24 protein-coding genes and 3 pseudogenes are annotated in these 24,955 nt (G+C 72.9%); 8 read left to right on the forward strand and 19 right to left on the reverse strand.

Annotated elements, in window-relative coordinates:
- Nucleotides 1-45: 45 nt before the first annotated feature.
- The 7 genes and pseudogenes from ABZ659_RS27290 to ABZ659_RS27320 all read right to left on the reverse strand — a co-directional run.
- Nucleotides 46-294, reverse strand: a pseudogene (locus tag ABZ659_RS27290) (integrase core domain-containing protein); the annotation flags it as partial.
- 85 nt (nt 295-379) lie between these two features.
- On the reverse strand, nt 380-1,651 hold the full coding sequence (locus ABZ659_RS27295) for an IS110 family transposase (protein ID WP_360225076.1): 1,272 nt from the start codon (nt 1,649-1,651) through the stop codon (nt 380-382).
- A 295-nt stretch (nt 1,652-1,946) separates the two neighbouring features.
- Complete coding sequence (locus ABZ659_RS27300; protein WP_360224912.1) at nt 1,947-2,357, reverse strand: transposase; 411 nt, start codon at nt 2,355-2,357, stop codon at nt 1,947-1,949.
- A 166-nt stretch (nt 2,358-2,523) separates the two neighbouring features.
- Nucleotides 2,524-3,015 (reverse strand): transposase, encoded by a 492-nt coding sequence (locus tag ABZ659_RS27305; protein ID WP_360224914.1) that lies wholly within the window; start codon nt 3,013-3,015, stop codon nt 2,524-2,526.
- Between the two features lie 349 nt (nt 3,016-3,364).
- Nucleotides 3,365-4,784, reverse strand: a pseudogene (locus ABZ659_RS27310) (IS30 family transposase).
- Nucleotides 4,735-5,442, reverse strand: a complete 708-nt coding sequence (locus ABZ659_RS27315) for an IS3 family transposase (RefSeq protein ID WP_360224916.1) — start codon at nt 5,440-5,442, stop codon at nt 4,735-4,737. Before ABZ659_RS27315 ends, ABZ659_RS27310 begins: the two are co-directional and overlap by 50 nt.
- 136 nt (nt 5,443-5,578) lie before the next feature.
- Nucleotides 5,579-5,749 (reverse strand): annotated as a pseudogene (locus ABZ659_RS27320) (transposase); the annotation flags it as partial.
- Nucleotides 5,750-5,965: 216 nt separating this feature from the next.
- Here ABZ659_RS27320 and ABZ659_RS27325 point away from each other — a divergent pair.
- Nucleotides 5,966-7,204, forward strand: a complete 1,239-nt coding sequence (locus tag ABZ659_RS27325) for a cytochrome P450 (protein ID WP_360224918.1) — start codon at nt 5,966-5,968, stop codon at nt 7,202-7,204.
- An 18-nt stretch (nt 7,205-7,222) separates the two neighbouring features.
- On the opposite strand, the gene ABZ659_RS27330 is transcribed toward ABZ659_RS27325, so the two are convergent.
- From ABZ659_RS27330 to ABZ659_RS27340, 3 genes are read right to left on the reverse strand one after another with little or no spacing between them, the layout of a single operon-like run.
- Nucleotides 7,223-7,849: a YigZ family protein gene (locus ABZ659_RS27330; protein ID WP_360224920.1), complete on the reverse strand. Its 627-nt coding sequence runs from the start codon at nt 7,847-7,849 to the stop codon at nt 7,223-7,225.
- 44 nt (nt 7,850-7,893) lie between these two features.
- Nucleotides 7,894-8,442, reverse strand: coding sequence for a histidine phosphatase family protein (locus tag ABZ659_RS27335; protein WP_360224922.1), 549 nt, complete (start codon nt 8,440-8,442; stop codon nt 7,894-7,896).
- Nucleotides 8,439-9,197: a hypothetical protein gene (locus tag ABZ659_RS27340; RefSeq protein WP_360224924.1), complete on the reverse strand. Its 759-nt coding sequence runs from the start codon at nt 9,195-9,197 to the stop codon at nt 8,439-8,441. Before ABZ659_RS27340 ends, ABZ659_RS27335 begins: the two co-directional genes overlap by 4 nt.
- 176 nt (nt 9,198-9,373) lie before the next feature.
- On the opposite strand from ABZ659_RS27340, the gene ABZ659_RS27345 reads away from it, so the two are divergent.
- Both ABZ659_RS27345 and ABZ659_RS27350 read left to right on the forward strand, forming a co-directional pair.
- Nucleotides 9,374-9,781, forward strand: a complete 408-nt coding sequence (locus ABZ659_RS27345) for a CoA-binding protein (RefSeq protein WP_360224926.1) — start codon at nt 9,374-9,376, stop codon at nt 9,779-9,781.
- Between the two features lie 45 nt (nt 9,782-9,826).
- Nucleotides 9,827-11,050, forward strand: a complete 1,224-nt coding sequence (locus ABZ659_RS27350) for a 4-hydroxybenzoate 3-monooxygenase (protein WP_360224928.1) — start codon at nt 9,827-9,829, stop codon at nt 11,048-11,050.
- A gap of 3 nt (nt 11,051-11,053) precedes the next feature.
- Here the strand turns inward: ABZ659_RS27350 and ABZ659_RS27355 are convergent, their stop codons facing one another.
- Nucleotides 11,054-11,413, reverse strand: a complete 360-nt coding sequence (locus ABZ659_RS27355; RefSeq protein ID WP_360224930.1) for a metalloregulator ArsR/SmtB family transcription factor — start codon at nt 11,411-11,413, stop codon at nt 11,054-11,056.
- Between the two features lie 64 nt (nt 11,414-11,477).
- On the opposite strand from ABZ659_RS27355, the gene ABZ659_RS27360 reads away from it, so the two are divergent.
- Nucleotides 11,478-12,548 (forward strand): cation diffusion facilitator family transporter, encoded by a 1,071-nt coding sequence (locus tag ABZ659_RS27360; RefSeq protein WP_360224932.1) that lies wholly within the window; start codon nt 11,478-11,480, stop codon nt 12,546-12,548.
- Between the two features lie 13 nt (nt 12,549-12,561).
- On the opposite strand, the gene ABZ659_RS27365 is transcribed toward ABZ659_RS27360, so the two are convergent.
- From ABZ659_RS27365 to ABZ659_RS27375, 3 genes are all read right to left on the reverse strand, one after another.
- Nucleotides 12,562-13,119, reverse strand: a complete 558-nt coding sequence (locus tag ABZ659_RS27365) for a YbaK/EbsC family protein (protein WP_360224934.1) — start codon at nt 13,117-13,119, stop codon at nt 12,562-12,564.
- Between the two features lie 43 nt (nt 13,120-13,162).
- On the reverse strand, nt 13,163-13,735 hold the full coding sequence (locus ABZ659_RS27370) for an XRE family transcriptional regulator (RefSeq protein WP_360224936.1): 573 nt from the start codon (nt 13,733-13,735) through the stop codon (nt 13,163-13,165).
- A gap of 162 nt (nt 13,736-13,897) precedes the next feature.
- Complete coding sequence (locus ABZ659_RS27375) at nt 13,898-14,668, reverse strand: acyltransferase (protein ID WP_360224938.1); 771 nt, start codon at nt 14,666-14,668, stop codon at nt 13,898-13,900.
- Between the two features lie 108 nt (nt 14,669-14,776).
- Between ABZ659_RS27375 and ABZ659_RS27380 the strand changes: the two genes are divergently transcribed.
- The gene (locus tag ABZ659_RS27380; RefSeq protein ID WP_360224940.1) at nt 14,777-15,307 is read left to right on the forward strand and encodes a gamma carbonic anhydrase family protein; all 531 of its coding nucleotides are present in this window, start codon (nt 14,777-14,779) and stop codon (nt 15,305-15,307) included.
- Between the two features lie 9 nt (nt 15,308-15,316).
- Here ABZ659_RS27380 and ABZ659_RS27385 read toward each other — a convergent pair whose 3' ends face one another.
- From ABZ659_RS27385 to ABZ659_RS27395, 3 genes are all read right to left on the reverse strand, one after another.
- Nucleotides 15,317-15,976 carry a DedA family protein gene (locus ABZ659_RS27385; RefSeq protein WP_360224942.1) on the reverse strand — a complete coding sequence of 220 codons (660 nt, stop codon included), beginning with the start codon at nt 15,974-15,976 and terminating at the stop codon, nt 15,317-15,319.
- 70 nt (nt 15,977-16,046) lie between these two features.
- Nucleotides 16,047-18,509: a glycoside hydrolase family 3 C-terminal domain-containing protein gene (locus tag ABZ659_RS27390; RefSeq protein ID WP_360224944.1), complete on the reverse strand. Its 2,463-nt coding sequence runs from the start codon at nt 18,507-18,509 to the stop codon at nt 16,047-16,049.
- A gap of 187 nt (nt 18,510-18,696) precedes the next feature.
- Nucleotides 18,697-19,134 carry a DUF4442 domain-containing protein gene (locus ABZ659_RS27395; RefSeq protein WP_360225078.1) on the reverse strand — a complete coding sequence of 146 codons (438 nt, stop codon included), beginning with the start codon at nt 19,132-19,134 and terminating at the stop codon, nt 18,697-18,699.
- Between the two features lie 176 nt (nt 19,135-19,310).
- On the opposite strand from ABZ659_RS27395, the gene ABZ659_RS27400 reads away from it, so the two are divergent.
- Together ABZ659_RS27400 and ABZ659_RS27405 are read left to right on the forward strand one after the other, a co-directional pair.
- Entirely contained in the window at nt 19,311-20,354 is a 1,044-nt protein-coding gene (locus ABZ659_RS27400; RefSeq protein WP_360224946.1) for a hypothetical protein, read from the forward strand.
- Nucleotides 20,355-20,432: 78 nt separating this feature from the next.
- Nucleotides 20,433-21,743 carry an MFS transporter gene (locus tag ABZ659_RS27405; RefSeq protein ID WP_360224948.1) on the forward strand — a complete coding sequence of 437 codons (1,311 nt, stop codon included), beginning with the start codon at nt 20,433-20,435 and terminating at the stop codon, nt 21,741-21,743.
- Between the two features lie 11 nt (nt 21,744-21,754).
- On the opposite strand, the gene ABZ659_RS27410 is transcribed toward ABZ659_RS27405, so the two are convergent.
- Both ABZ659_RS27410 and tuf read right to left on the reverse strand, forming a co-directional pair.
- Nucleotides 21,755-22,606 (reverse strand): fused MFS/spermidine synthase, encoded by an 852-nt coding sequence (locus ABZ659_RS27410; protein ID WP_360224950.1) that lies wholly within the window; start codon nt 22,604-22,606, stop codon nt 21,755-21,757.
- 63 nt (nt 22,607-22,669) lie between these two features.
- Nucleotides 22,670-23,839, reverse strand: coding sequence for an elongation factor Tu (tuf, locus tag ABZ659_RS27415; protein WP_360224952.1), 1,170 nt, complete (start codon nt 23,837-23,839; stop codon nt 22,670-22,672).
- A 333-nt stretch (nt 23,840-24,172) separates the two neighbouring features.
- On the opposite strand from tuf, the gene ABZ659_RS27420 reads away from it, so the two are divergent.
- Nucleotides 24,173-24,937, forward strand: coding sequence for a VTT domain-containing protein (locus ABZ659_RS27420; protein ID WP_360224954.1), 765 nt, complete (start codon nt 24,173-24,175; stop codon nt 24,935-24,937).
- Nucleotides 24,938-24,955: the final 18 nt, after the last annotated feature.

Below are 24,955 nucleotides of genomic sequence, written 5' to 3' on the forward strand. Positions count from 1 at the left end.
CCGGCTCGACATCCGCGCCCGCTATCTGCTCGATGGTGGTGTCGCTCATGAGGCGTCTCCTTGATCATCGGATCCGCCGATCATTGAACACTCCCTGGCCTGCTGTTGTCGCCACCAGTGGCGTTCGTACTCGGCGGGCGGTACGTAGTCGAGCGCGGAGTGGAGCCGTTCCTCGTTGTACCACGTGACCCACTGGGAGATCGCCCGCTCGACCTGGTCGACGTCCCTCCAAGGGCCCTGCATCTCGATCAGCTCGGCCTTGAAGGTGCCGTTCAGGGCCTCGTCCAGCGCGTTGACGCTGATCGGAAAATCGATGTCCGGGAGGGCAGGCGGCAGCATCCGGGCCGCGTGCGGACCGGATGACGGTGAGACGGGCCGGTCAGGCTGACGCTGGTGTGAGGGCGACTCGGTGGCCGAGTGCGTGGAGCTGGCGGACGAGATCGCGGGTCTTGCGGGCGGGGTCGAGGTGACGGCGGTGCCAGTCGGCGCCGAGCTCTTGGTAGGAGGCGTCCGGGTCGTTGATCAGGTGCCAGGCGATGACGAGTATCGAGCGGGCGACGGCGACCAGGGCTTTGGCATGGCCTCGACGTTTGACGATGCGGCGGTAGCGGGCGCCGAGGAAGGTGTCGGTGCGGGCGGCGGCGTTGGCGGCCTCACCGAGGGCGCCCTTGAGCCAGGGGTTGCCCTGTCCGGCGGGACCTGATGTGTTCTTCGCTCCGGACTGGATCGTCCGCGGACACAACTTCGCCCATGAGACGAGGTGTTCGGGGGTGGGAGAGCGGCTCATGTCCGCGCCGACCTCGGCCAGGATGATCTGCGCGGTGGCGGGTCCGATGCCGGGAACGGCGTCCAGCTTCTCGGCCAGGACGCGAGCGGTCACGGCGTCACGTGACGCATTGTCGGCGGACCCGTCGGGCGGGGTGGTGATCTCTTCCAGGGTGCGGGCGATGTGTCGGTCGAGTTCGGCGATCTGTGCGGTGAGGTGGTCGACGGTGCCCAGCAGCACCTGCAGCAGCCGGGCGTGGTGGTCCTCGAACTGGCCGGTGAGGGCCTCGACGAGGGCGGGCTTCTTCTTGACCAGATTGCCCCTGGCGAGATCGGCGAGGGTGCGCGGGTTGCGTTCGCCGGCGACCATCGCGTCGAGCATGGCCCGCCCGGACATGCCGAACAGGTCCGAGACGACGCCGGACAGTTTCATCTGCGCGTCCTGCAGGGCCTTGTCGACGCGGTGCTTGTGCCGGGTGCGTTCATGGACGAACACGGTGCGGGTGCGGGTGAAGTCCCGCAGTCGCCTCACCGCTTTCGGCGGGACGAACGAGGCACGGACCATGCCGCGTTCGGTGAGCTTGGCCAGCCACACCGCGTCCAGCTTGTCGGTCTTCGGCCGACCAGGGACGTTCTTCACGTCACGGGCGTTGACGAGCCAGCAGTCCAGACCGCGGGCCTCCAGCAGATAGAAGAACGGGCGCCAGTACGAGCCCGTGGCCTCCATGACCACCCGCTCGACGCCCTGGCAGACCAGCGTGTCGCCGAGCCCGAGGATCGCGTTGGTGGTCGAGGGGACCGTCCAGACCTTCTGGACGCGCCGGCCCTCGACGGTGTCGTGCGGGACGCGCAAGCAGACCATCCCGGACGCCTTGCCGATGTCGATCGCCGCGACCCTGGCAACCGTTCCGTTCCGTCGTCGTGGTCTTCTCTCAACTCCTCCATGAGGTGCCCCCTGTCGTGCTCGTTCGGACGGGGCTGTCCGGGAAGCCAAAGGGGGTAACGGAGAAGCTGATCGGCGTGCTCAAGGCGACAGTGTGCGGCCCCCTCGGACGGCTTCCTCACCAGACTCCTATGCGGGCTCACAGCCCAAACATCAAGCGGCGTCGGCGGACAGCCCCTGTACCGATTTTCACGCCTGCGGGGCGTCACCGCAGGTGAACGGTCGACTCCTATAGTTGTCAACTCGCCGCCGGGGCCCGGTTCGGGGCAGGTCGGATGAGGTGGTAGACCTCGCGGATCACGTAGCGTTTAAGGCAGCGGATGATCTCGCGTTTCGTCTTGCCCTCGGCGGCCCGGCGGGCGACGTAGTCGATCGTGGGCTGATGGAACCGCATGCGGACGATGACGGTGCGATAGATCGCGGCGTTGAGCTGGCGATGGCCGCCGTGGTTGATGCGGTGCCTGCCGCTGGTCATTCCGGAACCGGTGGGCACGGGCGCGATGCCTGCGAGTTTGGCCAGTGCGGCCTCGGACTTGATCCGCTCGGGGTTGTCACCGACCACGACGAGGATCTCCGCGGCCGTGTCCACGCCGATGCCGAACGGTTCGAGCAACTGCGGAGCGGCTCGGTGCACCAGGCCGTCGATCATCTTCGTCAGCTCTTTGGCCTCGTCGTTCAGATACTGCCAGCGCCTGGCCAGGGTGCGCAGGGCATGGCGGAGGGCGTCTGTCGGCCCTTCGAGTTGGCGAGGACGTAGGCCGGCCAGGTGTCGGGACAGAGCGATCTGCGTCTTCCCGGCGGTCTCGTGCCGCAGGTCATCGGGCGCGTGGACGCATCGCCTTCATCGTGACCATCGCGGCCGTGCGCTGTTCGACAGCCTGGTCATGGGCGATCTTGAGTTGCCGGATCATCTCGGCCTCGCCGTCAGCTGTCTTGGGAGTGGCCGTGGCGAATCCAGCGAGCACTGCGCGGGCTGCGTTCTCGGCGTCCAGAGTGTCGGACTTGCCGTTCATCCTCCGTAACCGCCGGTCCGGGCGGCTGGCCTCGACCACCTTGTGACCGGCCCGGCGCAGGAACGACGTCAGCGTGGCGCCGTAGGAGCCGGTGCCCTCGATGCCGAATGCAAGGACCTCGCCGAACGAGGAGGCCCAGTCGAGCAGTTGCTGGAACCCGCCAGCGTCCGTGGGGATCGTCAAGGTCGCCAGGATGCCGCCGATGGTGTCCATGACTGCCGCGACGTGCACGTGTTTGTGGGTGTCGCCGCCGATCACCAGATGCCCGGACCTGGCCTGTCCACTGTCGTTCACGATGTTCCTTCCGGCCGCTAGCGTGGGATGCACGCTGTCGCCGGTCGGGCGGACAGGACTGTCACGGGGACGCTTTGACGAGGTGGCTCTAGGCTCCTATCAGGTCACGTCCGGCCGACGGCAGCGCTTGCTGCGTGCCCGGCCGGACGGTCGACAGATCAACGCAAGGACACCCGTGGGGTCGGTCGTAAGCAAGAGTCAGACCGTCACGGCCGGGGCTCCCGAATCCTTGCGGGATCCGGTGCCAACAGACTGACAGTCATAGCTGTCCGCGACGGAGCCGACCGAGGCCGAAGCCCCGATCTCGGACAGCCTCTCGGTATACCGAATTGATAAATATTGGGCGAGTTCAACCGGTCGTTGCAACACCAGGCTGCAGTAGTGAGCGGAGCTGCTCCTCGAAGACCTCGGACGGGGTCTTCCAGCCGAGGATCTTGCGGGGTCGGTTATTGATCGCCAGGGCGACGGCTTCCAGGTCCTCGGCGGACCACCGGGACAGGTCGGTGCCCTTCGGGAAGTACTGACGCAGCAGCCCGTTCGTGTACTCGTTCGTGGGTCGCTGCCAGGGCGAGTGCGGATCGGCGAAGAACACCTTTGTCCCGGTCTCGAGCGCGAACTGGGCATGCCCGGAGAGTTTCTTCCTGCGGTCCCAGGTCAGTGTCTTGCGGAGCTGCTCGGGAAGCTTCGTCATCGACACCGTCAGGGCAGCGTTCATCGCGACGGTGCCGTAACCGCCCAACGCCGGGCCGTTCTTCACGGGTGGCACCTCGCCCCAGCCCTCCATCCTCGGCAGATGCACCAGGAGGGGGGATCGGCTGCTGCGCTCGACGAGCGTGCCGATCGCTGACCGGCCCGTCCCGATGATCAGATCGCCTTCCCAATGCCCCGGGACCGCGCGGTCTGCGGCCTCTGCAGGACGTTCACTGAGGACGACATCCGCGGTGACATGCCCTTGCGGCTTGTTCCGTGACCTCGACCGAGGCTCTCGAAGCGCCCGTCCGGTGCGCAGGCAGGCGACCAGCTCACGCTTGAGCGCACCACGGCACTCGATGAACAGCGACTGGTAGATCGCCTCGTGGCTGATGCGCATGGACTCATCTTCGGGGAAGTCGGCCTTCAACCGGTGCGAGATCTGTTCCGGGCTCCACGCTGTCGCCCACCGCCTGTCTTGCCGGTGCGGCTTGTTCAGCCCTTTCCACGGCGGCGTCCGCGGTCCTGCGGCGACCGTCCCGTCAGGCCGGTGAACGTTCCCCGACAACCTCTCCTGAACGTACTCACGCAACCGGTCGTTGCCCAGGAGCTTCGCGCTCTTCGGGCGCTTGCCCGCCTGCTGAGCCTTCCACTGGGCGACCGTCGCACGGTACTCCCGCTCGCCGCTGCGCGTGGCGGCGTTGCGGCGCAGTTCGCGCGAGATCGTCCCGGGGGCACGCCCCAGGGCGCGGGCGATCTCGCGCACACCCTTGCTCATCGCCCTGAGGATCGCGATCTCCTCGCGCTCCTCGAACGTGAGGTACCGGCCCGAGGGCTCGGCCAACGAGATCGGAGGCATGCCCCCAGCGCGACGAAACCACCTCGCACCCACCGGCCACGACACGCCGACCCCAAGCGACGCCTCGGCCTTCGTGGCCCCCGTGGCGATCAGTCGCCAGAACTGGCGCTGCACGACCCGAGACGGATCCAGGCCGCCCCGGCGAACGCATCGCCGGCCGCAACGCACGGTCAGCGCGCCACTGCCGACGCGCCCCCTCCGGAACATCGCTGGTCTTCAAACTCCAGTCCGCCGTGGCCACGTCGCACACCTCCGAGACCAGGGTGTTGCGACGACCAGTTGAATCCGCCTTGCGCCCCGCGGTCGCCGTGATGAATGAGACCGGAGCCCTTCTTGATCCGCCGTCTCCACAACGCCATCTCCAGCGCGTCCAGCGGGAGTTCGGTCCGCATGTGGTTCGCGACCTGCCAGCCGACGATCACCCGCGAGTACACGTCCAGGACGAACGCCACGTATGCCCACCCCGACCACGTGCGGACATACGTCATGTCCGCCACCCACAGCTGACCGGGGAGCAAGGCGGTGAAGTCGCGGTCGACCAGGTCCGGCGGACGGGGCGCCGAAGGCTCCGGCACGGTAGTCCTCCGGCGTTGACCACGGATGACGCCCTCCAGGCCCAGCTCACGCATCAGGCGTTCGACGGTGCAGCGGGCCACGTCGACGCCCTTGCGCCGCAGCGCGCGGGTGATCCGGCGGGCACCATAGGTGTCGCCCGACTCGGCGTGAACCTGCTGGATCAGCGGCATGAGCTGCTCATCCCGCAGCCGACGGGCCGACTTCGGCCACTTCTTGCGAGCGTAGTAGGCCGACTCGGACCAGCCGAGCACCCCGCATACGGGCCCGACCCCGAAGCCGTTGTCTTTCAGGCTGTCGATCACCTGGTCGGCCTCGTCCGGGGACGGTCGAGCTCCTGGGCAAAAAGCGCACTCGCCGCTTTGAGATCTCGTTCGCCCACCTCAACTCTGCGTTCTCTTGGCGGAGTTTCTTCAGTTCCACACGCTCGACGGTGGTCATCCGGTCGTCGCGTTCGCCGACGTCCGCCTCGGCCCTGCGGACCCAGCCCCGCAGGGCCTCCTTGCGGATGCCCAGGTCCTTGGCGACATGCGGAATCGGCCGGCCGGTGGTGCGAACCTCACGAACGGCCCGCTCACGGAGCTCGTCGGGATATTTACGTGGTGCTGGCACTCGTGGTTCTCCTCCGGGCCAGGATCATAAGCCTGGCTTCAGGGACTCCACGAAACCGGGGTCAGCTCAATCGCCTGTCGCCCCGTAGTCCCCCATGGACCTCGGAAGCGGCCACCGGCGCGGAGGCGTCTCCCCACCTCCCACCGGTCCGCGTCATAGTGGGAAGCCGCCTTCGCACGGTCCGGGGCGGCTCTGGCGCCCAGATCGGAGACCCCTATGGCACACCCGCCCGCCACCCCCATCGTCCTCGACCCCACCGGACGCCGACGCCACGCCGAGCACCGGCGGTTACGCGCGCACGGGTCCGCCGTCCCCGTCGACATCCTCGGCGTGCGGGCCTGGTCCGTCACCGACCCCGACGTCCTCAAGCGCCTGCTGACCAGCAGTGACGTGTCCAAGGACGCGCAGGCGCACTGGCCCCGCTTCGGTGAGGTCGTACAGCGCTGGCCGCTCGCCCTGTGGATCGCGGTGCACAACATGTTCACCGCCTACGGCGCCGACCACCGCCAGTTGCGCCGCATGGTCGCCCCGGCCTTCTCGCACCACCGGATCGCCCGTCTGGCCGGTGTCGTGGACGGCATCGTCACCGACCTCCTGGACGGCCTCGCCGCCCACCCCGCGGGCGCCGTCGTCGACCTGCGCGAACGTCTCGCCTACCCGCTGCCGATGGCCGTCATCAGCCACCTCATGGGCGTCCCCGACGGGCAGCGGGGCGCCTTCCGCGAGGTCGTCGACGGCGTCTTCGACACCACCTTCACCCCGGAGCAGGCGAGCGCCAACACCGCCGCGCTCTACCGGGCCCTCGACCAGCTCGTCGCGGCCCGGCGCGCCGAGCCCGGCGACGACATGACCTCCCTGCTCATCAGCGCCCGCGACGACGACGGGGACGGCCGGAGGCTCACCGAGACCGAGCTGCGCGACACCCTGCTGCTGATGATCAGCGCGGGCTACCAGACCACCGTCGACCTCATCGACCAGGCCGTCACCCTCCTGCTCACCCACCCCGCCCAGCTCGCCCACGTCCGCGAGGGCCGCGCGGGCTGGAACGACGCCGTCGAGGAGACCCTCCGCCTCGAACCGCCCGTCGCCCACCTGCCCCTGCGGTACGCCGTCACCGACATCGCACTGCCCGACGGCCAGGTCATCGCCCGGCACGACGCGATCCTGGCCTCCTACGCCGCGGCGAACCGCCACCCCGACTGGCACGGTCCGACCGCGGACGCCTTCGACGTCACCCGCACCGTCAAGGACCACCTCGCCTTCGGCCACGGCGTCCACTTCTGCCTCGGCGCGCCCCTCGCCCGTCTGGAGGCCGCGGCGGCGCTCCAGGGACTGTTCACCCGCTTCCCCCGGATGGAACTCGCCGTCGCGGCGGACGAGTTGCCGCCGCTGGACTCCCTCATCAGCAACGGACACCAGTCCCTGCCCGTCCGCCTGGCCCCTCCCTCGCCCTGACCACGGGGGCGGCTCCGGTCACGCGTCCCCGTACGCCTCCCCGCCCAGCTCGAACCCCGCCGTCCCGGCGGTGGCGTCGGCGAGCCAGGAGCGGAAGGACGGTACGTCGGCGTCCGGCAGGCCGATGCCGATGGTGACCGCCTCGCCGTAGTGGACGTCGTGGACCGTGCGGCCGGTGGCGCGCAGGTCGTTCTGGAGCTTGCCCGCGCGCTGGTGGTCGACGGTCACGGTGGCCAGCCGATACCGGCGGCGGGTGAGGGTGCCGACGGCGTCCAGCGCCTCGCCGACCGCTCCGCCGTACGCCCTGATGAGGCCGCCCGCGCCGAGCTTGACGCCGCCGTAGTAGCGGGTGACGACGGCGACGACGTACCGCATGTCGCGGCGCAGCAGCATCTGGAGCATGGGGACGCCCGCGGTGCCGCCGGGTTCGCCGTCGTCGCTGGCCCTCTGGACGGCGGCGTCGGCGCCGACGACGTAGGCCCAGCAGTTGTGGGTGGCGTCGGCGTGCTCCTCGCGCACGGCGGCGACGAACTCCTGCGCCTCCCGCTCGCTGGCCGCCGGGGCGAGGGCGCACAGGAAGCGGGAGCGGTTGACCTCGGTCTCGTGCACACCCGCGCGGGCGACCGTGCGGTACTCGTCCTGCATCGGGCCAGCCTATGCCGTACCGCGTCCCTCCCCGGGCGGAGGCCCTAAGCGCCGTCCTTCCCGCCTCGCGGCACCGCGAACCGGGTCAGCAGGGCGGCGCCCGGGACGAGGGCCCGCCAGGTGGGGCCGTACCAGGACAGGAGGGCCAGCCCCGAGGTGGGGAACTTCGCCCGGAGCCGGTCCAGGGCGTCGTCCACGCCGTCCCCGGCGAGGACGCGGACGAGGTCCGCCAGGCCCGGGTTGTGGCCGACGAGGAGCAGGGTGCCGACCTCGGACGGCACCTCGTGGACGGCCGCCAGCAGGGCGGGCACGTCGGCGGCGTACAGCCGCGGATCGTGCCGCACGCGCGGGAGCGTGGTCACCTGGGCGGCGGCCAGCTCCCAGGTCTGGCGGGCGCGTACGGCGGTGGAGCACAGGACGAGGTCGGGCAGGCGGCCGGCCTCGGCGAGGACGCGGCCCGCGGCGGGCGCGTCGCGGCGGCCTCGCGGGGCGAGCGGGCGGTCGTGGTCGGGGACGCCGTCCGGCCAGGCGGACTTGGCGTGCCGGAGCACGACCAGGCGGCGCGGCGGGCCCGCGCCGCTCCGCTCGTTCACGCGAGGGAGCCCAGGTCGCGCGCGAGGTCGACGCCGAGCAGCCGGTCGGCGTAGGCGAAGGTCTCGAAGCGGGCGCCGTCCGGCAGGTCGGGCTCGGTCCGCACCCAGCGCAGGACCCGGAGCACGCCGGGGACGTCGAGGTCGTCCTCCCAGGCGGCCCGCAGGTCGGCGCGCACCTCGTCGGGGATCGGCCGGGAGGGCTCGCGCGCCCAGGTGGCGACGGCCCGGCGCCAGTCGGCCAGGGTGTCGCGCGCCTCGCCCAGGGTGGCCGCGTCCAGCCGTACCGGCCGGTCCCGGCGGCGGGCGAGCAGGGCGAACCGCAGGACCGCCGGATCGTCCCCGGCCGCCGCCGGGTCCGGCCCCGCCTCCACGGGCGCCACGGCGACCCACACCCCGCCGTGCGCGACGCGCGACCCGCCCTCGGCGTCGGGCGCGGCGCGGCCCCCGGCGGCCACGCGGAGGACCTGGGTCTCGCCCAGGCCGGGCCCGCCGACGTCCCGGGTGTCCTCGAAGGGGCGGATGCCGAGGGCGGCGGCGCCCGCCCGCAGCTCGGCCTGGTCTCGTTCGCCGCTGAGCAGCGCCCAGACGGGGGTGCCGCCGAGTTCCAGGGCGCGGACGAGCAGGTCGGCCACGAGCAGCACGCGCAGGGCGGTGGTGTCGAAGCCCGTGGCATGGGCCTCGACCCGGGTGAGGCCGCGGCGGGCTGGCGCGGCCTCGACGGGTTCGCCGGTTCGGGCGTCGGTGATGCGCAACACGTGGCGAGCGTAGGCGGGCGGGCGGCCCGGCGCAGCATGTGCCGGGAGTCCGGGGCGCCGGAGCGCGTTATCCGCCCGGGAATCTTCGGGTGCGGTCGGCCGTTGTCGGGGCGGGGGTGGTTTCCGCCCCCTGACGGGGACGATGAGGCACGGCGAGGCCGAAGGAGGCCGACGGGATGTACGGCGACGCAGAGACGGTCCGCAGGATCCTCACCGGGTCGGGTGACACCTGGGCGGTGGTCGGCCTGTCCTCGAACCGGTCACGCGCGGCCTACGGCGTGGCGGACGTCCTCCAGCGCTTCGGCAAGCGCGTGGTGCCGGTCCACCCCAAGGCGGAGACGGTGCACGGGGAGAAGGGCTACGCGTCCCTGGCGGAGATCCCCTTCGAGGTGGACGTCGTGGACGTCTTCGTCAACAGCGACCTCGCGGGCGCGGTCGCGGACGAGGCGGTCGCCAAGGGCGCCAAGGCGGTCTGGTTCCAGCTCGGCGTGGTGGACGAGGCGGCGTACGAGCGCACCCGCGCGGCGGGCCTGGACATGGTGATGGACCGCTGCCCGGCCATCGAGATACCCCGCCTGGGCTGAGTCGTACGGCAGGACAGCCGCGCGCGCCGCGCCCATAATGCTCGGATGACGTCCGACTCCCCCACTCGGTCAGGTGTACCCGTCGTCATCGTCGGCGCCGGACCGGCAGGTCTCACGCTGGGCAACCTGCTGCGGGCGGCGTCGGTCGACTGCGTGGTGCTGGAGACGGAGAGCAGGTCGTTCATCGAGCGTCGGCCGCGTGCCGGGGTCCTGGAGGAGTGGGCGGTCCGCGCGCTGGAGCGGCACGGGCTGGCGGACCAGCTGCTCAAGCGGGCGGAGCGGCACACGGCCTGCGAGTTCCGCTTCGACGGGGAGCGGCACCGCTTGCCCTACCACGAACTGACGGGGCGGCACCACTTCGTCTATCCGCAGCCCCTGCTGGTCACGGACCTGGTGCGGGAGTACGCCGACGTGCGCGGCGGGGACATCCGCTTCCACGTCCAGGACGTACGGCTGCACGACCTGGACACCGACCGGCCCTCGGTGTCGTACACCAGCCCGGAGACGGGTGGTGAACGGCGGGTGCTGCACTGTGGCTTCGTGGCGGGCTGCGACGGGGCGCGCGGGGTGACGCGGGCTGCGCTTCCGCCGGAGCGGACCCGGATCGCCCGGCACGACTACGGCATCGGCTGGCTGGCGCTGCTCGCGGAGGCGCCACCGTCCTCCGACTGCGTGCTGTTCGGCTGCCATCCGCGCGGGTTCGCCGGGCACATGCCCCGCAGCCCCGAGGTGACCCGCTACTACCTCCAGTGCCCGCCGGGCGACGACCCGGAGCACTGGCCGGAGGACCGGGTCTGGGCGGAGCTCCAGGTACGGCTCGGCGCGGCCGGGGCGCCACCGCTGACGCGGGGCCCGCTGATCGAGAAGCGGGTGCTGGACATGCACGACTACGTCGTCGAGCCGATGGCGTACGGGCGGCTCTACCTGGCCGGGGACGCCGCGCACCTCGTCGCGCCGATCGCCGCCAAGGGGATGAACCTGGCGCTGCACGACGCCTTGCTGCTCGCCGACGCCCTGCTCGCCCGGCTCACCGAGGGCGACGGTCGCGGACTCGACGGCTACGCGGAGGCGAGCCTGCGGCGCGTGTGGGACTACCAGGAGTTCTCCCAGTGGCTGTCCGAGGCCTACCACGGCGCCGCGGCGGGGGACGCGTTCCGGGCGGGGACGACGGTGGCGCGGCTGCGCCGACTGTTCACCTCGCCGGTGGCCGCCGCCGCGTTCGCGGAGCAGTACCTCGGGACGGCCGAGCGCTACCAGGCCGTCCCGTAGGCGTCAGTCGTGAGCGGGCCGGTCGGCGATCCGGTGGTCCGCGACCTTCAGCGCCTCGTCCACCAGTCTGCGCAGATGGCCGTCGCGCAGCGCGTACACCACCCGCCGCCCCTCCTTGCGGGTGCTGACCAGCCCCGCGAGCCGCAGCCGGGCCAGGTGCTGGCTGACCGCGGGCCGGGCCGCGCCGCAGACCTCGGTGAGCGTGGTGACATCGGCCTCACCACCCGTCAGGGCGTGCAGCAGGGTGAGCCGGGTGCGGTCGCCGAGCAGGGCGAGGAGTTCCGCGGCGAGCGCGAACTGCTCCTCGCCGGGCGTGCGCGGGTGCGCATCGGTCGCAGGTGACAGGTGCGTACGTGCGCTCATACGCACATAATGACGCCAAGGGGCGCGACACGTCCAGCGCCCGCACCGGAGGGAGAACCCACCCGTGAGCGACCAGGAACACCACGAACACCAAGAGCACCAAGAGCACCACGAGCACCACGAGCACGATCGCCACGACCGCCACACCACCCGCCACCGCCTGTTCCCTCTCCTCCGCCCCCACTCCCACCAGACCGCCGACAAGGTCGACGGCGCGCTGGAGTCCTCGGCACGCGGCATCCGCGCCCTGTGGGTCTCGCTGGCGGTGCTCGGCGTGACGGCGCTGGCGCAGGCGGTGGTGGTGGCGGTGTCCGGGTCGGTGGCGCTGCTCGGGGACACGGTGCACAACGCCGCGGACGCGCTGACCGCCGTCCCCCTCGGCATCGCCTTCGTGCTGGGCCGCCGGGCGGCGACCCGCCGGTTCACCTACGGCTACGGGCGGGCCGAGGACCTGGCGGGCCTGGTGATCGTGCTGACGATCGCGGCGTCCGCGGCCTTCGCCGGGTGGACGGCGGTGGAGCGGCTCATGGATCCGCGCCCGGTGGAGCACGTCCCGGTCGTGGCGGTGGCGGCGCTGGTCGGTTTCGCGGGGAACGAGTGGGTGGCCCGCTACCGGATGCGGGTGGGCCGGTCGATCGGCTCGGCGGCGCTGGTCGCGGACGGTCTGCACGCCCGCACGGACGGGTTCACGTCCCTGGCCGTACTGCTGGGCGCGGGCGGCTCGGCGCTGGGCTGGCGGCTCGCCGACCCGGTGGTGGGGCTGGCGATCACGGCCGCGATCGTCCTGGTGCTGCGGGACGCGGCGCGTGAGGTGTTCCGCCGGGTGCTGGACGCCGTGGACCCGGCCCTGGTGGACCGGGCCGAGCGGGCGCTGCGTCAGGTCCCCGGAGTGCGGGGTGTGGGGGAACTACGGCTGCGCTGGATCGGGCACCGGCTGCGCGCCGAGGTGGCGGTGGTGGTGGACGGCGAGGCGACGGTACGGCAGGCCCACGCGATCGCCGTGGACGCCGAACACGCCCTGCTGCACGCGGTCCCCGGCCTCACCGCGGCCCTGGTCCACGCGGACCCGTCCCCGACGCCCGGCGAGACGGACCCGCACCTGGCGCTGGCGCATCACGCGCCCGCGCAGGCATAGGCGCCAGCAGCTCTCAGGCCACGCCCAGCCCCTCCAGCACCACGGCTCCCGGCAGTTCCGCGAACGCCTTGCCCGGGACGAGCAGTTTGCCGCGGCGGCGGCCGCTGCCGACCAGGACGTAGGGCAGGTCGACCACGGCCGCGTCGACGAGTAGGGGCCAGGTCTCGGGCAGGCCGATCGGGGTGATGCCGCCGTACTCCATGCCGGTCTCCCCCGTGGCCGTGTCCATCGGGGCGAAGGACGCCTTGCGGGCGCCGAGTTGGCGGCGGACGGCGTTGTTGACGTCGACGCGGGTGGTGGAGAGCACGACACAGGCGGCCAGGGTGGTCTCGCCGCCCCGCTTGCCCGCCACGACGACGCAGTTCGCGGACGACTCCAGCAGCTCCTGGCCGTAGTGCTCGACGAAGACGGCCGTGTCGGCCCACCGCGGGTCGGTGTCGACGTACACCACCTGCTCGGCGGGGACGCTGCCGCGCCAGTGGCGCAGGGCGTCGGCGACCGGGCCGGTGAGTTCGCCGAGGGCGTCGGGAGCGGGGACGGCCGTGTCGAAGTCTCCGATGGGTGCGCGCATGGCCGCACCGTAACAGCAGCGCGGCGACGGTCCGCGGGGTGTCTCAGTGCACGGGCGGCACCGAGACGGCGAGCACCATGTCCATCGGCACGTCGCCCCGGTTGGCGTAGGTGTGCGGGGCGTCACCCTCGAAGGACGCGCTGGCCCCGGCCGGGACCCGGTGCTCGGCGCCGTCCACGGTGAGGGTCAGTTCACCCGCCGTGACGTGGACGAGTTCGACGGTGCCGGAGGGGTGCGGGTCGGAGGAGCTGCCCTCGCCCGGCATCAGCCGCCAGTCCCACATCTCCAGCGGGCCCGGCGCCTCCGCGCCCGCGAGGAGGCGGCTGTAGCTGCCGGCGTCGGTGTGCCAGAGCCGGACCACCTGGTCGGCGGGGACGATCCGCACCCTGGGCCCCTGCTCGTAGTCGAGCAGGGTGGTGATGCTGACGCCGAGGGCGTCGCCGATCTTGACGACCGTGCCGAGGCTGGGGTTGGTGCGGGCCTGCTCGATCTGGATGAGCATCCCGCGACTCACCCCGGCGCGGGCGGCGAGCGTGTCCAGGGTGAAGCCGCGCTCGGTGCGCCAGCGTTTGACGTTGCGGGCCAGGGACCGGGTCAGCAGGTCGAGGTCTGACACATCACGTCCAAGGGAGCATCTCCGGCGCCTCATATGTCGAATGACGTAGTTCAGTACAGTGCACTACGGCGTGGTGCACCCGATCGCGCACCGAACTGTACTGCGAGGCCGCCCGTGACAGCAGGCGGCGGGCTGACCCCCGACAACTCCGAACCGGTCCGGTCAGGACTCCGCGTCCACCTCCAGCTGGGCCAGCCGCGCCGCCTCCTCCTCGTCGAGGTCGGCGAGCGCCATCAGCTGGTCCGGGGTGACCCCGTCGGGTATCGGCACCGGCGCCGGGGTCCGCAGCGGCGGCTGCCAGCCGTCGTCGGCCGTCCAGCGCCGTACGACCCGGGCGGGCGCGCCCGCCACCACGGCGTGGTCGGGCACCGTGCCGCGCACCACCGCGCCCGCGGCGACCACGACGTTCCGGCCGATCCGCGCCCCGGGCAGGATCACCGCGCCGGTGCCGATCCAGCAGCCGGGGCCGATCTCCACCGGCTCCATGCGGGGCCACTGCCTGCCGATCGGCTCGTGCGGGTCGTCGTAGGAGTGGTTCGTCGAGGTGACGTAGCAGTACGGGCCGAAGTAGCAGTCGCTGCCGATGGTGACCGTGGTGTCCGCGATGACGTGGCTGCCGCGGCCGAGGACGACACCGTCGCCGAGGCGCAGGATCGGCTCCGGGCCGAGGTCGAGGCCCGGCATCAGACCGGCCGTCAGGGTGACCTGCTCACCGACGATGCAGTGCGCGCCGAGGTGGATCCAGGGTTCCCCGAAGACCGTGCCGAGCGGGAAGGCGAGCCGGGTGCCGTGGCCGATGGCGCCGAAGCGGAAGCGTCCCGGGTGCGCCGCGGTCACCGAGCCGGTGCGCTGCGCCCAGGCCCACGCCGCGTGGACGGCGCGCTGCGCGAGGCGGCGGCTCCAGGATGAGAACGTGTTCTTGCGCTTCGGCACCCGCTCACGGTACTCAGCGCGGGCCGCGCCCCGGGGACCGAGCCCCTGTGATCTTCGCCCCACCGCGGCCCGGTACGGTGCCGTACATCACCCGACCAGGAGGCGACGATGACGCACCAGGCACTGATCACCGGCATCGGCGGCAGGGAGCCGAAGGTGGACGCGGAGGCGTTCGTCGCCCCGACCGCCTCGGTGGTCGGGGACGTGACGCTGCACGCCGGGGCGAGCGTCTGGTACGGCGCCGTGCTGCGCGGCGACGTCGAGCGGATCACCGTCGGCGCGAGCAGCAACGTGCAGGACAACTGCACCCTGCACGCCGACCCGGGCTTCCCCGTCACCGTCGGGGCGCGGGTCTCCATCGGGCACAACGCGGTGGTGCACGGCGCGACCGTCGAGGACGACTGTCTGGTCGGCATGGGCGCCACCGTGCTCAACGGCGCGGTGATCGGGGCGGGCTCGCTGGTCGCCGCGCAGGCGCTGGTGCCGCAGGGGATGCGGGTGCCGCCGGGGTCGCTGGTGGCGGGCGTCCCGGCGAAGGTGCGGCGGGAGCTGACGGAGGAGGAGCGGCAGGGGGTCTCACTGAACGGCGTCATGTACGCCGAGCTGGCCACGGCGCACCGGGGGACGCACGGGAGCTGAGGGCCCGGCTCACCCCCCGGCGTTCACCGGCTCCGCCTCCTGTCCCTCGCTCCGCTGCCGCTCCGCCGTCGCCTTCGCCGCCTTGCTCCTGACGACCAGCAGGGACGTCAGGCCGACCAGGACCGCCAGCACCAGGCCCAGCCAGGAGAAGCGCTTCAGCCACGCCTCGGCGACCACGCCGACGTAGTAGATGACGGCGGTGGTGCCGCCCGCCCACAGGACGCCGCCGAGGACGTTGGCGGTGAGGAACTTCCAGTACGGCATCCGCAGCACGCCGGCGAGGGGCCCGGCGAAGATCCGCAGCAGGGCGATGAACCGGCCGAAGAAGACGGCCCACATGCCCCACTTCTCGAAGGATCGCTCGGCGGTGGCGATGTGCCCCTCGCTGAAGTGCCGGGGGAACTTCCGGCCGAGCCAGGCCAGCAGCGGCCGTCCGCCCTTGCGGCCGATGGCGTAGCCGATGGAGTCGCCGACGATGGCACCGGCGGTGGCGCAGGCGCCGAGGACGACCGGGTTGATCTCGCCGTGCTGGGAGGCCAGCAGCGCCGAGGAGACCAGGATGATCTCGCCGGGCAGCGGGATGCCCAGGCTCTCCAGGCCGATGACCAGGCCGACCAGCAGATAGATGCTGAGCGGCGGTACTGTTTCGAGCCATTCCTGGACGTGCAAGGCCGCTTCCTCCCCTGTGCCGGACCGGCTTCCCGGCGCACGCTCACGGGCGAGCGCGCGCCGGGGCAGCCTACCCGGTCCGGACCGTCACGCTGGCGCGCAGCCGCAGATCACCGGACGAGGCGCCCACCCACAGGGCGCGCCGCCCGGTGCCGAGCACCCAGGCGTGGTGGGCCGGGTCCCAGGACGACAGCGTCCGCGCCGCCACCCGCACGGTCACCCGGCGCCGCTCCCCCGCCGCCAGCGCCAGCCGCCGGTACCCGGCGAGCACCCGCACCGGCTGGTCGAGCCGCAGGTCGGGCGAGGGCCCGACGTACACCTGCGGTACGGCGATACCGTCCCGCCGCCCGGTGTTGCGCACGGTGAACGCCACCTCCAGTGCGCCGCTCCCGTCGGCGCGCACCGCCAGCCCGCCGTAGGAGAAGGAGGTGTACGACAGTCCGTGGCCGAAGGGGAACAGCGGCCGCACGCCCCGCGCGTCGTACCAGCGGTGGCCGATGTGCACGCCCTCCGAGTACTCCTGCACGCCGTCGACCCCGGGGTAGCGGTGAGCGTCGGCGGCGGTGGGGTGGTGGCCGTCGTCGGCGGGGAACGTCTGGGTGAGACGGCCGCCCGGGTCGCGGTCGCCGAACAGCACGGCGGCGGTGGCCGCGGCGCCCTCCTGACCAGGGTAGTACATCTGGAGCACCGCGCCGGTGCCACGCAGCCAGGGCATCGAGGTCGCGGACGAGGTGTTGAGGACCACGGTGGTGCGGGGGTTGGCCCCGGTCACCGCCTCGATGAGGGCCTCCTGGTTGCCCGGCAGCGCCAGGGTGGCGCGGTCCTGGCCCTCGGTGGCGTCCTCGTAGGCGAACAGCACGACCTGGTCGGCGGCGCGGGCGGCGCCCACCGCCTCGGCCACGTCGGCGGCGCGGGTGGCGGGGGTGATGCGGCGCAGCCGGAACAGCAGTCCGTCCTCGCCGCCCCGCGCGGTGACGCGCAGCCGGTGCGGGCCCGCGGTGAGGCGGCGGGTGCCGCGGCGCACGGCGAGGCCGTCGGGGGCGGCGGTGCCGAGTCCGCCCATGAAGTACTCGCCGAAGTCGGGGGCCACGGGGAAGAGTTCGTCGCCGTCGAGGAGGACCTCGGGCCGGGCGAGGGGATCGCCGGAGAAGTGCAGGACGAGGGTCCACCGACCGGCGTCGGCCGCGGGCACGGTGAGCGTGCCGTCGTAGGCCCAGGTCCGCCCGGCGTCGACGCCCTGGCCCTCGGTGGCGAAGCCCGGGTCGAGCACCCCGGCGGGGAACGGCCGGCCGAAGAGGTCCTCACCGAGGGTGTACGACACCGGGGTGCCGTCTCCCGCGCGGGCGCGGATCTCGGTGAGGGGGCTGGTCGCCCGGTCGGGGACGACATGGGCGCTGCCGCCGCCGCTGACGAACGGCGTCGCCCCGGTCGGGCCGATGACGGCGATGCTGCGGCCGCCGGTCAGCGGCAGGGTGTCGGAGTCGTTGTGGAGCAGGGTGGCGCCCGCCTCGGCGACCTCCCGGGCGACGGCGGCACCCTCGCGGGCGTCCCGGTCCGGGCGCGCGGGGGCGCTGCCGTCGAGGAGCCCGAAGCGGTCCAGGACGGCGAGGATCCGGCGCACCGCCCGGTCGACGTCCCGCTCGGACACGGCGCCGTCGCGGACGGCGGACTTCAGCGCCGTACCGAGGTACCTGCCCTCCGGCATCTCCATGTCGAGTCCGGCGGTGAGGGCGCGGGCGGTGCTGTGGGCGGCGAACCAGTCGGTCATGACCCAGCCGTCGAAGCCCCAGCGCTCCCGCAGGACGTCGGTGAGCAGGGCGCTGTTCTCGCAGGCGTAGGTGCCGTTGACCTTGTTGTAGGCGCCCATGACGGCGCCGGTCCCGGCGCCGACGGCGGCTTCGAAGCCGCGCAGTTCGGTCTCGTGCAGGGTGCGTTCGTCGGCGCGGGCGTCGACCGAGCGGCGGTCCTTCTCCTGGTTGTTGAGGGCGTAGTGCTTGACGGTGGCGATCAGGCCCGCGCCCTGGATGCCGTCGATCTCGGCGGCGACGAGGTCGGCGGAGAGGAGCGGGTCCTCGCTGAACGTCTCGAAGTTGCGGCCCGCGTACGGGGTGCGGATGAGGTTGACCATCGGGGAGAGGAGCACGTCCTGGCCGAGGGCGCGGCCCTCACGTCCGATGACCTCGCCGTAGCGGCGGGCGAGGCCGGGGTCGAAGGCGGCGGCCAGCAGGACGGGAGCGGGCAGGGCGGTGGCGTGCGCGGTGACGCGGACCCCGGCGGGGCCGTCGGCGAGGCGGAGCGGCGGGATGCCGAGGCGTTTCACCCCGGGGACGTAGCCCGCCTGGCCGAGCGGGGCCGGGTCGGGGGCGCCGTGCAGCAGGGAGATCTTCTCGTCGAGGGTGAGCCGGGCCAGAAGCCGCTCGACGCGGGAGCGGGCGCCCGCGTCACCGCGCGCCGAGGCGGGCATCGCCGCGGCGACCGTGAGGGCACCGCCGAGCAGCCAGAGCGCGGAGCGCCGGGGGACGGGGTCGGTCATAGGCCGTCACTCCTTGGGGGTTACGGGCACGACGTGGCGCACCGTGGGTGCGCTTCCCCGGCACTATGCGCCGCCAGACCCCTGACCCACCATCAGGTGGGCGCCCTCGGCGCGGCGGTGGGGCGCACTCCGGCCAGGGCGGCGCGACGGCCCGTACGGGACTGCCGTACGGGCCCCACAAGGGTGGTCAGCCGTTGGGGCGCAGGGTCCAGATGACGGTCATCTCGCTGGTCACGGCGCCGTCCGCGCGCTGTACGGCGACGGTGACCGGGAACTCGGGGCGCTGGCCCGCGTCGAGTTCGGCGACGACCTCGGCGGCCGGGCGGCCCAGGGTGGCGGTGGCGGTGACGGGGCCGAGGGCGATCTTCCTGAACGCGATCTCGGCGTGCACCGGGAGCGGGGTGGCGCGCGCGAGCTGGTCGCCGAAGGCGGCGAGGACGATCGCGCCGCTCGCGGACTCGCCCAGGGTGAACATGGCGCCCGCGTGCGGTCCGCCGACGTGGTTGCGGTACTCGCTCTGGTCCGGCAGGGCCAGCACGGCCTTCTCCGGGGTGGTCTCCAGGTACTCCAGGTTCAGGGTCCTGACCATGGGCACCGTGGCGGCGAGCAACTCGCCGATCGACATCTGATCTGCGCTCATGGCCGCAGGTTACCCACGAGTAGCCAGCGCTGGCCAGAGACCGGCGGGGTCGCCCGCGTCACCGCGGGGGCCACCGCTCGGTGCCGTTCATCGTTTTTGCTACGCCCCTGACAAGGGCCGGTGACCGAATCGTGTCCCTGACAGCACTAGGGTTACGCCACATGTGGCCAGGACAGCAGCCGCCCGGGGGCGAGCAGAACCCGCAGCAGCAGAACACTCCCAACCCCTATCAGCAGCCGGGGTACCAGCAGCCGAACCCGTACCAGCAGCCGGGGTACCAGCAGCCCGGCCCGTACGGGCAGCAACCGCCCACGCAGCCCCAGTGGGGCGCGCCGCAGCCGGTGGGCGCCCCGCAGGCGCAGCCGGGCGGCGGCGGGGGCGGGGGCGGGAACCGCACGAAGCTGACCGCGATCATCGCGGCCACGGCGGTCGTGGTGGCCGCCGGTGTCACCGGGTTCCTGGTCCTGGGCGGTGACAAGGACGACGAGGCGGACGGCGGCAAGGACGACAAGAAGGCCAGCCAGTCGGCGTCCCCGTCCACCGGGCCGAGCGAGTCCGCCTCCGGCGGCGAGGACAACCCGCGCGGCGCCGACGACCTGAAGCCGACCATCGACGGCTGGAAGGTCGTGGTGAACCCCAAGTGGGGCACCGCGTTCGACGTACCGGCCGACTGGGAGGTCCAGTCCCCCGGTCTGACCATCGGCTTCGAGGACCCCGAGTCGGACGACGCCAAGCCGATCATCGTCATGACGGCACCCGCGATCTACAAGTCCAAGTGGTGCACCGAGGACGACGACAAGGACGGCCAGACCGACGACACCCACCTCGCCGCGACCGGCACCAAGGGCGCCAGCGGCGCCAAGAGCACCGACGAGGTCGCCGTGAACACCGTCGCCTGGTGGGTCTACGGCGGTTACACCCAGCCCGACAAGAAGAGCCTCACCTTCGACGAGAAGGCCACGCCGTACACCACCAAGGCGGGCATCGAGGGCAGCATCGCCTGGGCGGAGTCGAAGAACACCCCGCAGAAGGGCAAGTGCGCCAGCGACGGCAAGGCCATCACCTTCGGCTTCAAGAACTCCGCGGGCGACTTCGTGTCGTGGAACTTCTACGGTGCCAAGGGCGTGAAGGACGAGGTGCCCAAGGAGACCATCATGAAGATCCTCTCCACGGTACGGCTGCACGGGGAGCCCACCGGCGGCTGACCACGGCCGGCCCGATCCCGCCGCTGACATGGGCGAAAGGGTTTGGCAAGTCGAGGTGGGGACGGCGATAGTCAGCCGGTGAGCACCCGCACCGGCACCGGCCCCCGCCCCCCTCACCGCACGCGCCGCCCGGCGTGGGCGGGCCGCAACCACAGCCTGCTGACCGCCTCGGCGTTCATCACCAGCCTCGGCAGCCACGGCGCGCTGATCGCCGCCGCGTTCGCGGTGCTGGAGGCGGGCGGCGAGGGCGGCGACGTGGGGCTGGTGGCCGCCGCCCGCACGCTGCCGCTGGTGGTGTTCCTGCTGATCGGCGGCGCGGTCGCGGACCGGCTGCCACGGCACCGGGTGATGGTCGCGGCCAACGCCCTCAACTGCGTCTCCCAGGGCGTCTTCGGCGTGCTGGTGCTGACCGGGCAGCCGCAGCTCTGGCAGATGATGCTGCTCACCGCGCTCGGCGGCACCGGCCAGGCGTTCTTCAGCCCGGCGGCGGAGGGCATGTTGCTCTCCTCGGTCCAGGGCGAGCAGGCCAGCCGGGCGTTCGCGGTGTTCCGGATGGCGATGCAGGGCGCGGCGGTCGGCGGGGCCGCGCTGGGCGGCGCGATGGTCGCCGCCGTCGGTCCCGGCTGGGTGCTGGCGGCGGACGCGGTGGCGTTCGCCGCCGCCGGTGCGCTGCGGTCCTTCCTCGACGTCAGCCATATCGGGCCGCGCCAGCCGGGCGGCGGACTGCTGTCCGACCTGCGGGAGGGCTGGCGGGAGTTCGCCGGGCGGCCCTGGCTGTGGGGCATCGTCGTGCAGTTCTCCCTCGCCAACGCGGTCGTCGGCGCGGCCGACGCGGTCTACGGCCCCCTCGTGGCCCGCGACCACCTGGGCGGGGCGGGGCCCTGGGGGCTGGCGCTCGGCTTCTTCGGGGCGGGCACGGTGGCGGGCGCGCTGCTGATGACCCGCTGGAAACCACGCCGTCTGCTGCTCGCGGGCACCCTGTGCGTCTTCCCGCTCGCCCTGCCGTCCGCCGCGCTCGCGGTGCCCGTGTCGGTCGAGCTGCTCTGCGCGACGATGTTCCTCACCGGCGTCACGGTGGAGGTCTTCGGGGTCTCCTGGATGACCGCGCTGCACCAGGAGATACCCGAGGAGAAGCTCTCCCGCGTCTCGGCGTACGACTGGTTCGGCTCCGTGGCGCTGCTGCCGCTGGCGACCGCGCTGGCGGGCCCCGCGGAGACGGCGTTCGGACGCGACAGCGCCCTGTGGGGCTGCTCGGCCCTGATCGTCCTGGTCACGGCCCTGGTGCTGACCGTGCCCGAGGTCCGCCGACTGCGCCGCCGGGGCGGCAAGGAGATCGCGTCCACGGTCCCGTCCGCCGCGCCAGCGGACGCCGGACGCGCCGCGGGCTGAGCGCGCCTTCGTCAGCCCACCCCGAACGCCCCCTCCGGCGGCTCCGGCGACGGCACCGCGTCCGCGTCCCGGACCGGCCGCGCCCCGGCGGTGAGGTCCCGCAGGGCGGCGCCGTGTTCGACGCGCGCCGGGAAGGCGTCGGCGGCGGTGCGGCGGGCGAGGGCGGCGGTGTCCAGAGGGCGGTGGGCGGCGACGAGGACCGCGTTGCCGAACCGCCGTCCGCGCAGCACCCCCGGCTCCGCGATCAGCGCCAGCTCCTCGAAGACCTCGGCGAACGTGGCGAGCTGGGAGCGCAGGAACCCGAACGGCGCCCCGTCGGCGAGGTTGGCCACGTACACCCCGTCCGGCCGCAGCACCCGCTCGGCCTCCCGCGCGTACGCCACGGACGTCAGGTGCGCGGGCACCCGGGAGCCGCCGAAGACGTCGGCGACGAGCACGTCGGCCCGGTCGGCGGGCGCCCGCTCCAGCCAGGCCCGCGCGTCCGCCGCGTGCAGGGCGATCCCGCTGCCGTCCGGGACGGGCAGGTGCGCGGCCACCAGCGCCAGCAGGCCCCGGTCAGCCTCCACGACGTCCTGCCGGGAACCGGGGCGGGTCGCCGCCAGATAGCGGGGCAGGGTGAGCGCCCCGCCGCCGAGGTGCACCGCGTCCAGCGGACGGCCGGGTTCCGCGACGGTGTCCAGCACATGCCCCAGCCGACGCGCGTACTCGAACTCCAGGTGCTCCGGCTCGTCCAGGTCGACGTACGACTGCGGCGCCCCGTCCACCGTGAGCAGCCAGGCCCGCTCGCGGTCGACGTCCGGCAGCAGCTTGGCGGTGCCGTGGTCGACGGCTCGGGTGACGGGTATCGGCTCGGGCTCGCTCACGCGCCCATTGTGCCGGGGCGCGCCCGGGCCGGTGGAGGCCCGGGCGCGCCCCGCGCGGGACGGTCAGCGCGCCTCCGTGACCGTGCCCGCGCCGACCGTCCGGCCGCCCTCGCGGATGGCGAAGCCGAGGCCGGGCTCCAACGGGACCGGGCGGCCCAGTTCGACCGTCATCGAGACGGTGTCGCCGGGCCGGGCCACCGCCGTCTCACCGAGGTCGACGTCACCGACCACGTCCGCGGTACGGATGTAGAACTGCGGCCGGTACCCGGTGGCGACCGGCGTCGTCCGGCCGCCCTCGCGGGCCGACAGCACGTACACCCGCGCGGTGAACCGGCGTCGCGGCTCCACGCTGCCCGGCGCGGCGACCACGTGCCCGCGCCGGACCGCGTCCCGGGGCACGCCGCGCAGCAGCAGCGCCACGTTGTCCCCGGCCCGCGCCTCGTCCATGGGCTTGCCGAAGGTCTCCAGGCCGGTGACGACGGTCTCCAGGCCGGCGCCGAGCACGTCGACGCGGTCGCCCACGCGTACCGTGCCGCGCTCCACCACGCCGGTCACGACGGTGCCGCGCCCGGTGATGGTGAGCACGTTCTCCACCGGCAGCAGGAACGGCGCGTCGACGTACCGCTCCGGCATCGGCACGTACGTGTCGACCGCGTCGAGCAGCGCCTCGACGGCCGCCGTCCACTTCGGGTCGCCCTCCAGCGCCCGCAGCCCGGAGACCCGTACGACGGGCGCGGCGTCGCCGCCGTAGCCGTGCGCGGTGAGCAGGTCGCGGACCTCCAGCTCGACCAGGTCGGTCAGCTCCTCGTCCCCGGCGTCGGCCTTGTTCAGGGCGACGACGATGTGGTCGACGCCCACCTGCCGGGCGAGCAGCACGTGCTCGGCGGTCTGCGGCATGACCCCGTCGAGCGCGGAGACGACGAGGATGGCCCCGTCGAGCTGGGCGGCGCCGGTGACCATGTTCTTCACGTAGTCGGCGTGACCGGGCATGTCGACGTGCGCGTAGTGGCGGGTGTCGGTCTCGTACTCGACGTGCGCGATGTTGATGGTGATGCCGCGCGCCGCCTCCTCCGGGGCCCGGTCGATGCGGTCGAACGGGACGAAGGTGCCGGAGCCGCGGCCGGCGAGGACCTTGGTGATGGCGGCGGTCAGGGTGGTCTTGCCGTGGTCGACGTGGCCCATGGTGCCGATGTTGAGATGCGGTTTGGTGCGGACGTATGCCGTCTTGGGCATGGCTGTACCTCGAAGTCACTGGAGCGTGAGCCGGGGACCCCGGGAACGTGCCGACCCTCCCCCTGCGGGGTCCGCCGGACGATCCGGGGAGGGTCAGCTTCGGGCGCCGTCGACGGCGGTCAGGAAGACGGGAACGGCGGCCTTCGGCGCATCCGCGACCGCGGATGCTGCGAGGAGGAAGGCCAGCCGGAACATGACGTCGATCATCGCCGACCCGCCACCCCGCGTCGAATGGTTTTCCCCGGGCCCGGACGGCACGGTCCGTGAGCGCCTGTGACGGGCGTGAGACGAACCATACGGCGATCACACACATCGGTCGGTTAGGGTCACGGGATGCTCGCCTCCACCCGCTCTGGCGGCACCACCACGGCCCCTCCCCAGGCCACCGTCCCGACCACCGCCGCCGCCGTCGCCCTGCCCGTGAGCCCCGCCGCCCGTGTGGTGCGGGTGCTGGTGTCGCCCTGGTCCCGCTTCTCGCTGCTGGTGGCGCTGCTCGCCGGGGCCGCCACGGCGGTGCTGCTGTTCGAACCGCAGCGGCTGCTGGCGCACGGCTGGCCACCGCAGCTCGGCGGTGCCGCGGCGGCGCTGGTGTTCGCGGTGGCGTACGGGCTGTGCACGGTGGCGTTCGTGCCCCGGCCCCTGCTCAACCTGGCGGCGGGCGCGCTGTTCGGCTCCCAGCTGGGGCTCGGGGCGGCCGTCGCGGGCACCGTGCTCGGGGCCGGGACCTCCTTCGTGCTGGGCCGGGTGCTCGGGCAGGACGCGCTGCGTCCGCTGCTGCGGGGGCGGTTGCTCCAGGCGGCGGACGGGCAGCTCAGCAGGCACGGTTTCCGGTCGATGCTGGCGGTGCGGCTGTTCCCCGGGGTGCCGTTCGCCGCGGCGAACTACTGCGCGGCCGTCTCCCGCATGGGCATCCTGCCGTTCCTCCTCGCGACGGCGCTCGGTTCGGTCCCGAACACCGCCGCGTACGCCGTCGCCGGGGCCCGCGCCTCGACGCCGACCTCCCCCGCCTTCCTGATCGCGATGGCCTGCATCGCCGTCCCCGCGCTGGCGGGCGCGGTGGTGGCGTGGCGCAAGCGGCACCGGCTGCGGGGGCGTTGAGCGGTCAGACGGTCCTTC

The sequence above is a fragment of the Streptomyces sp. NPDC006997 genome (assembly GCF_040635175.1).
Lineage (GTDB): Bacteria > Actinomycetota > Actinomycetes > Streptomycetales > Streptomycetaceae > Streptomyces.

What these genes read in the sequence shown, in the direction of transcription:
- ABZ659_RS27300 (WP_360224912.1), bottom strand. Translation starts at nt 2,357, where the DNA reads ATGATCGACGGCCTGGTGCACCGAGCCGCTCCGCAGTTGCTCGAACCG.
- ABZ659_RS27325 (WP_360224918.1), top strand. Translation starts at nt 5,966, where the DNA reads ATGGCACACCCGCCCGCCACCCCCATCGTCCTCGACCCCACCGGACGC.
- ABZ659_RS27330 (WP_360224920.1), bottom strand. Translation starts at nt 7,849, where the DNA reads ATGCAGGACGAGTACCGCACGGTCGCCCGCGCGGGTGTGCACGAGACC.
- ABZ659_RS27345 (WP_360224926.1), top strand. Translation starts at nt 9,374, where the DNA reads ATGTACGGCGACGCAGAGACGGTCCGCAGGATCCTCACCGGGTCGGGT.
- ABZ659_RS27350 (WP_360224928.1), top strand. Translation starts at nt 9,827, where the DNA reads ATGACGTCCGACTCCCCCACTCGGTCAGGTGTACCCGTCGTCATCGTC.
- ABZ659_RS27355 (WP_360224930.1), bottom strand. Translation starts at nt 11,413, where the DNA reads ATGAGCGCACGTACGCACCTGTCACCTGCGACCGATGCGCACCCGCGC.
- ABZ659_RS27365 (WP_360224934.1), bottom strand. Translation starts at nt 13,119, where the DNA reads ATGCGCGCACCCATCGGAGACTTCGACACGGCCGTCCCCGCTCCCGAC.
- ABZ659_RS27380 (WP_360224940.1), top strand. Translation starts at nt 14,777, where the DNA reads ATGACGCACCAGGCACTGATCACCGGCATCGGCGGCAGGGAGCCGAAG.
- ABZ659_RS27390 (WP_360224944.1), bottom strand. Translation starts at nt 18,509, where the DNA reads ATGACCGACCCCGTCCCCCGGCGCTCCGCGCTCTGGCTGCTCGGCGGT.
- ABZ659_RS27395 (WP_360225078.1), bottom strand. Translation starts at nt 19,134, where the DNA reads ATGTCGATCGGCGAGTTGCTCGCCGCCACGGTGCCCATGGTCAGGACC.
- ABZ659_RS27400 (WP_360224946.1), top strand. Translation starts at nt 19,311, where the DNA reads ATGTGGCCAGGACAGCAGCCGCCCGGGGGCGAGCAGAACCCGCAGCAG.
- tuf (WP_360224952.1), bottom strand. Translation starts at nt 23,839, where the DNA reads ATGCCCAAGACGGCATACGTCCGCACCAAACCGCATCTCAACATCGGC.
- ABZ659_RS27420 (WP_360224954.1), top strand. Translation starts at nt 24,173, where the DNA reads ATGCTCGCCTCCACCCGCTCTGGCGGCACCACCACGGCCCCTCCCCAG.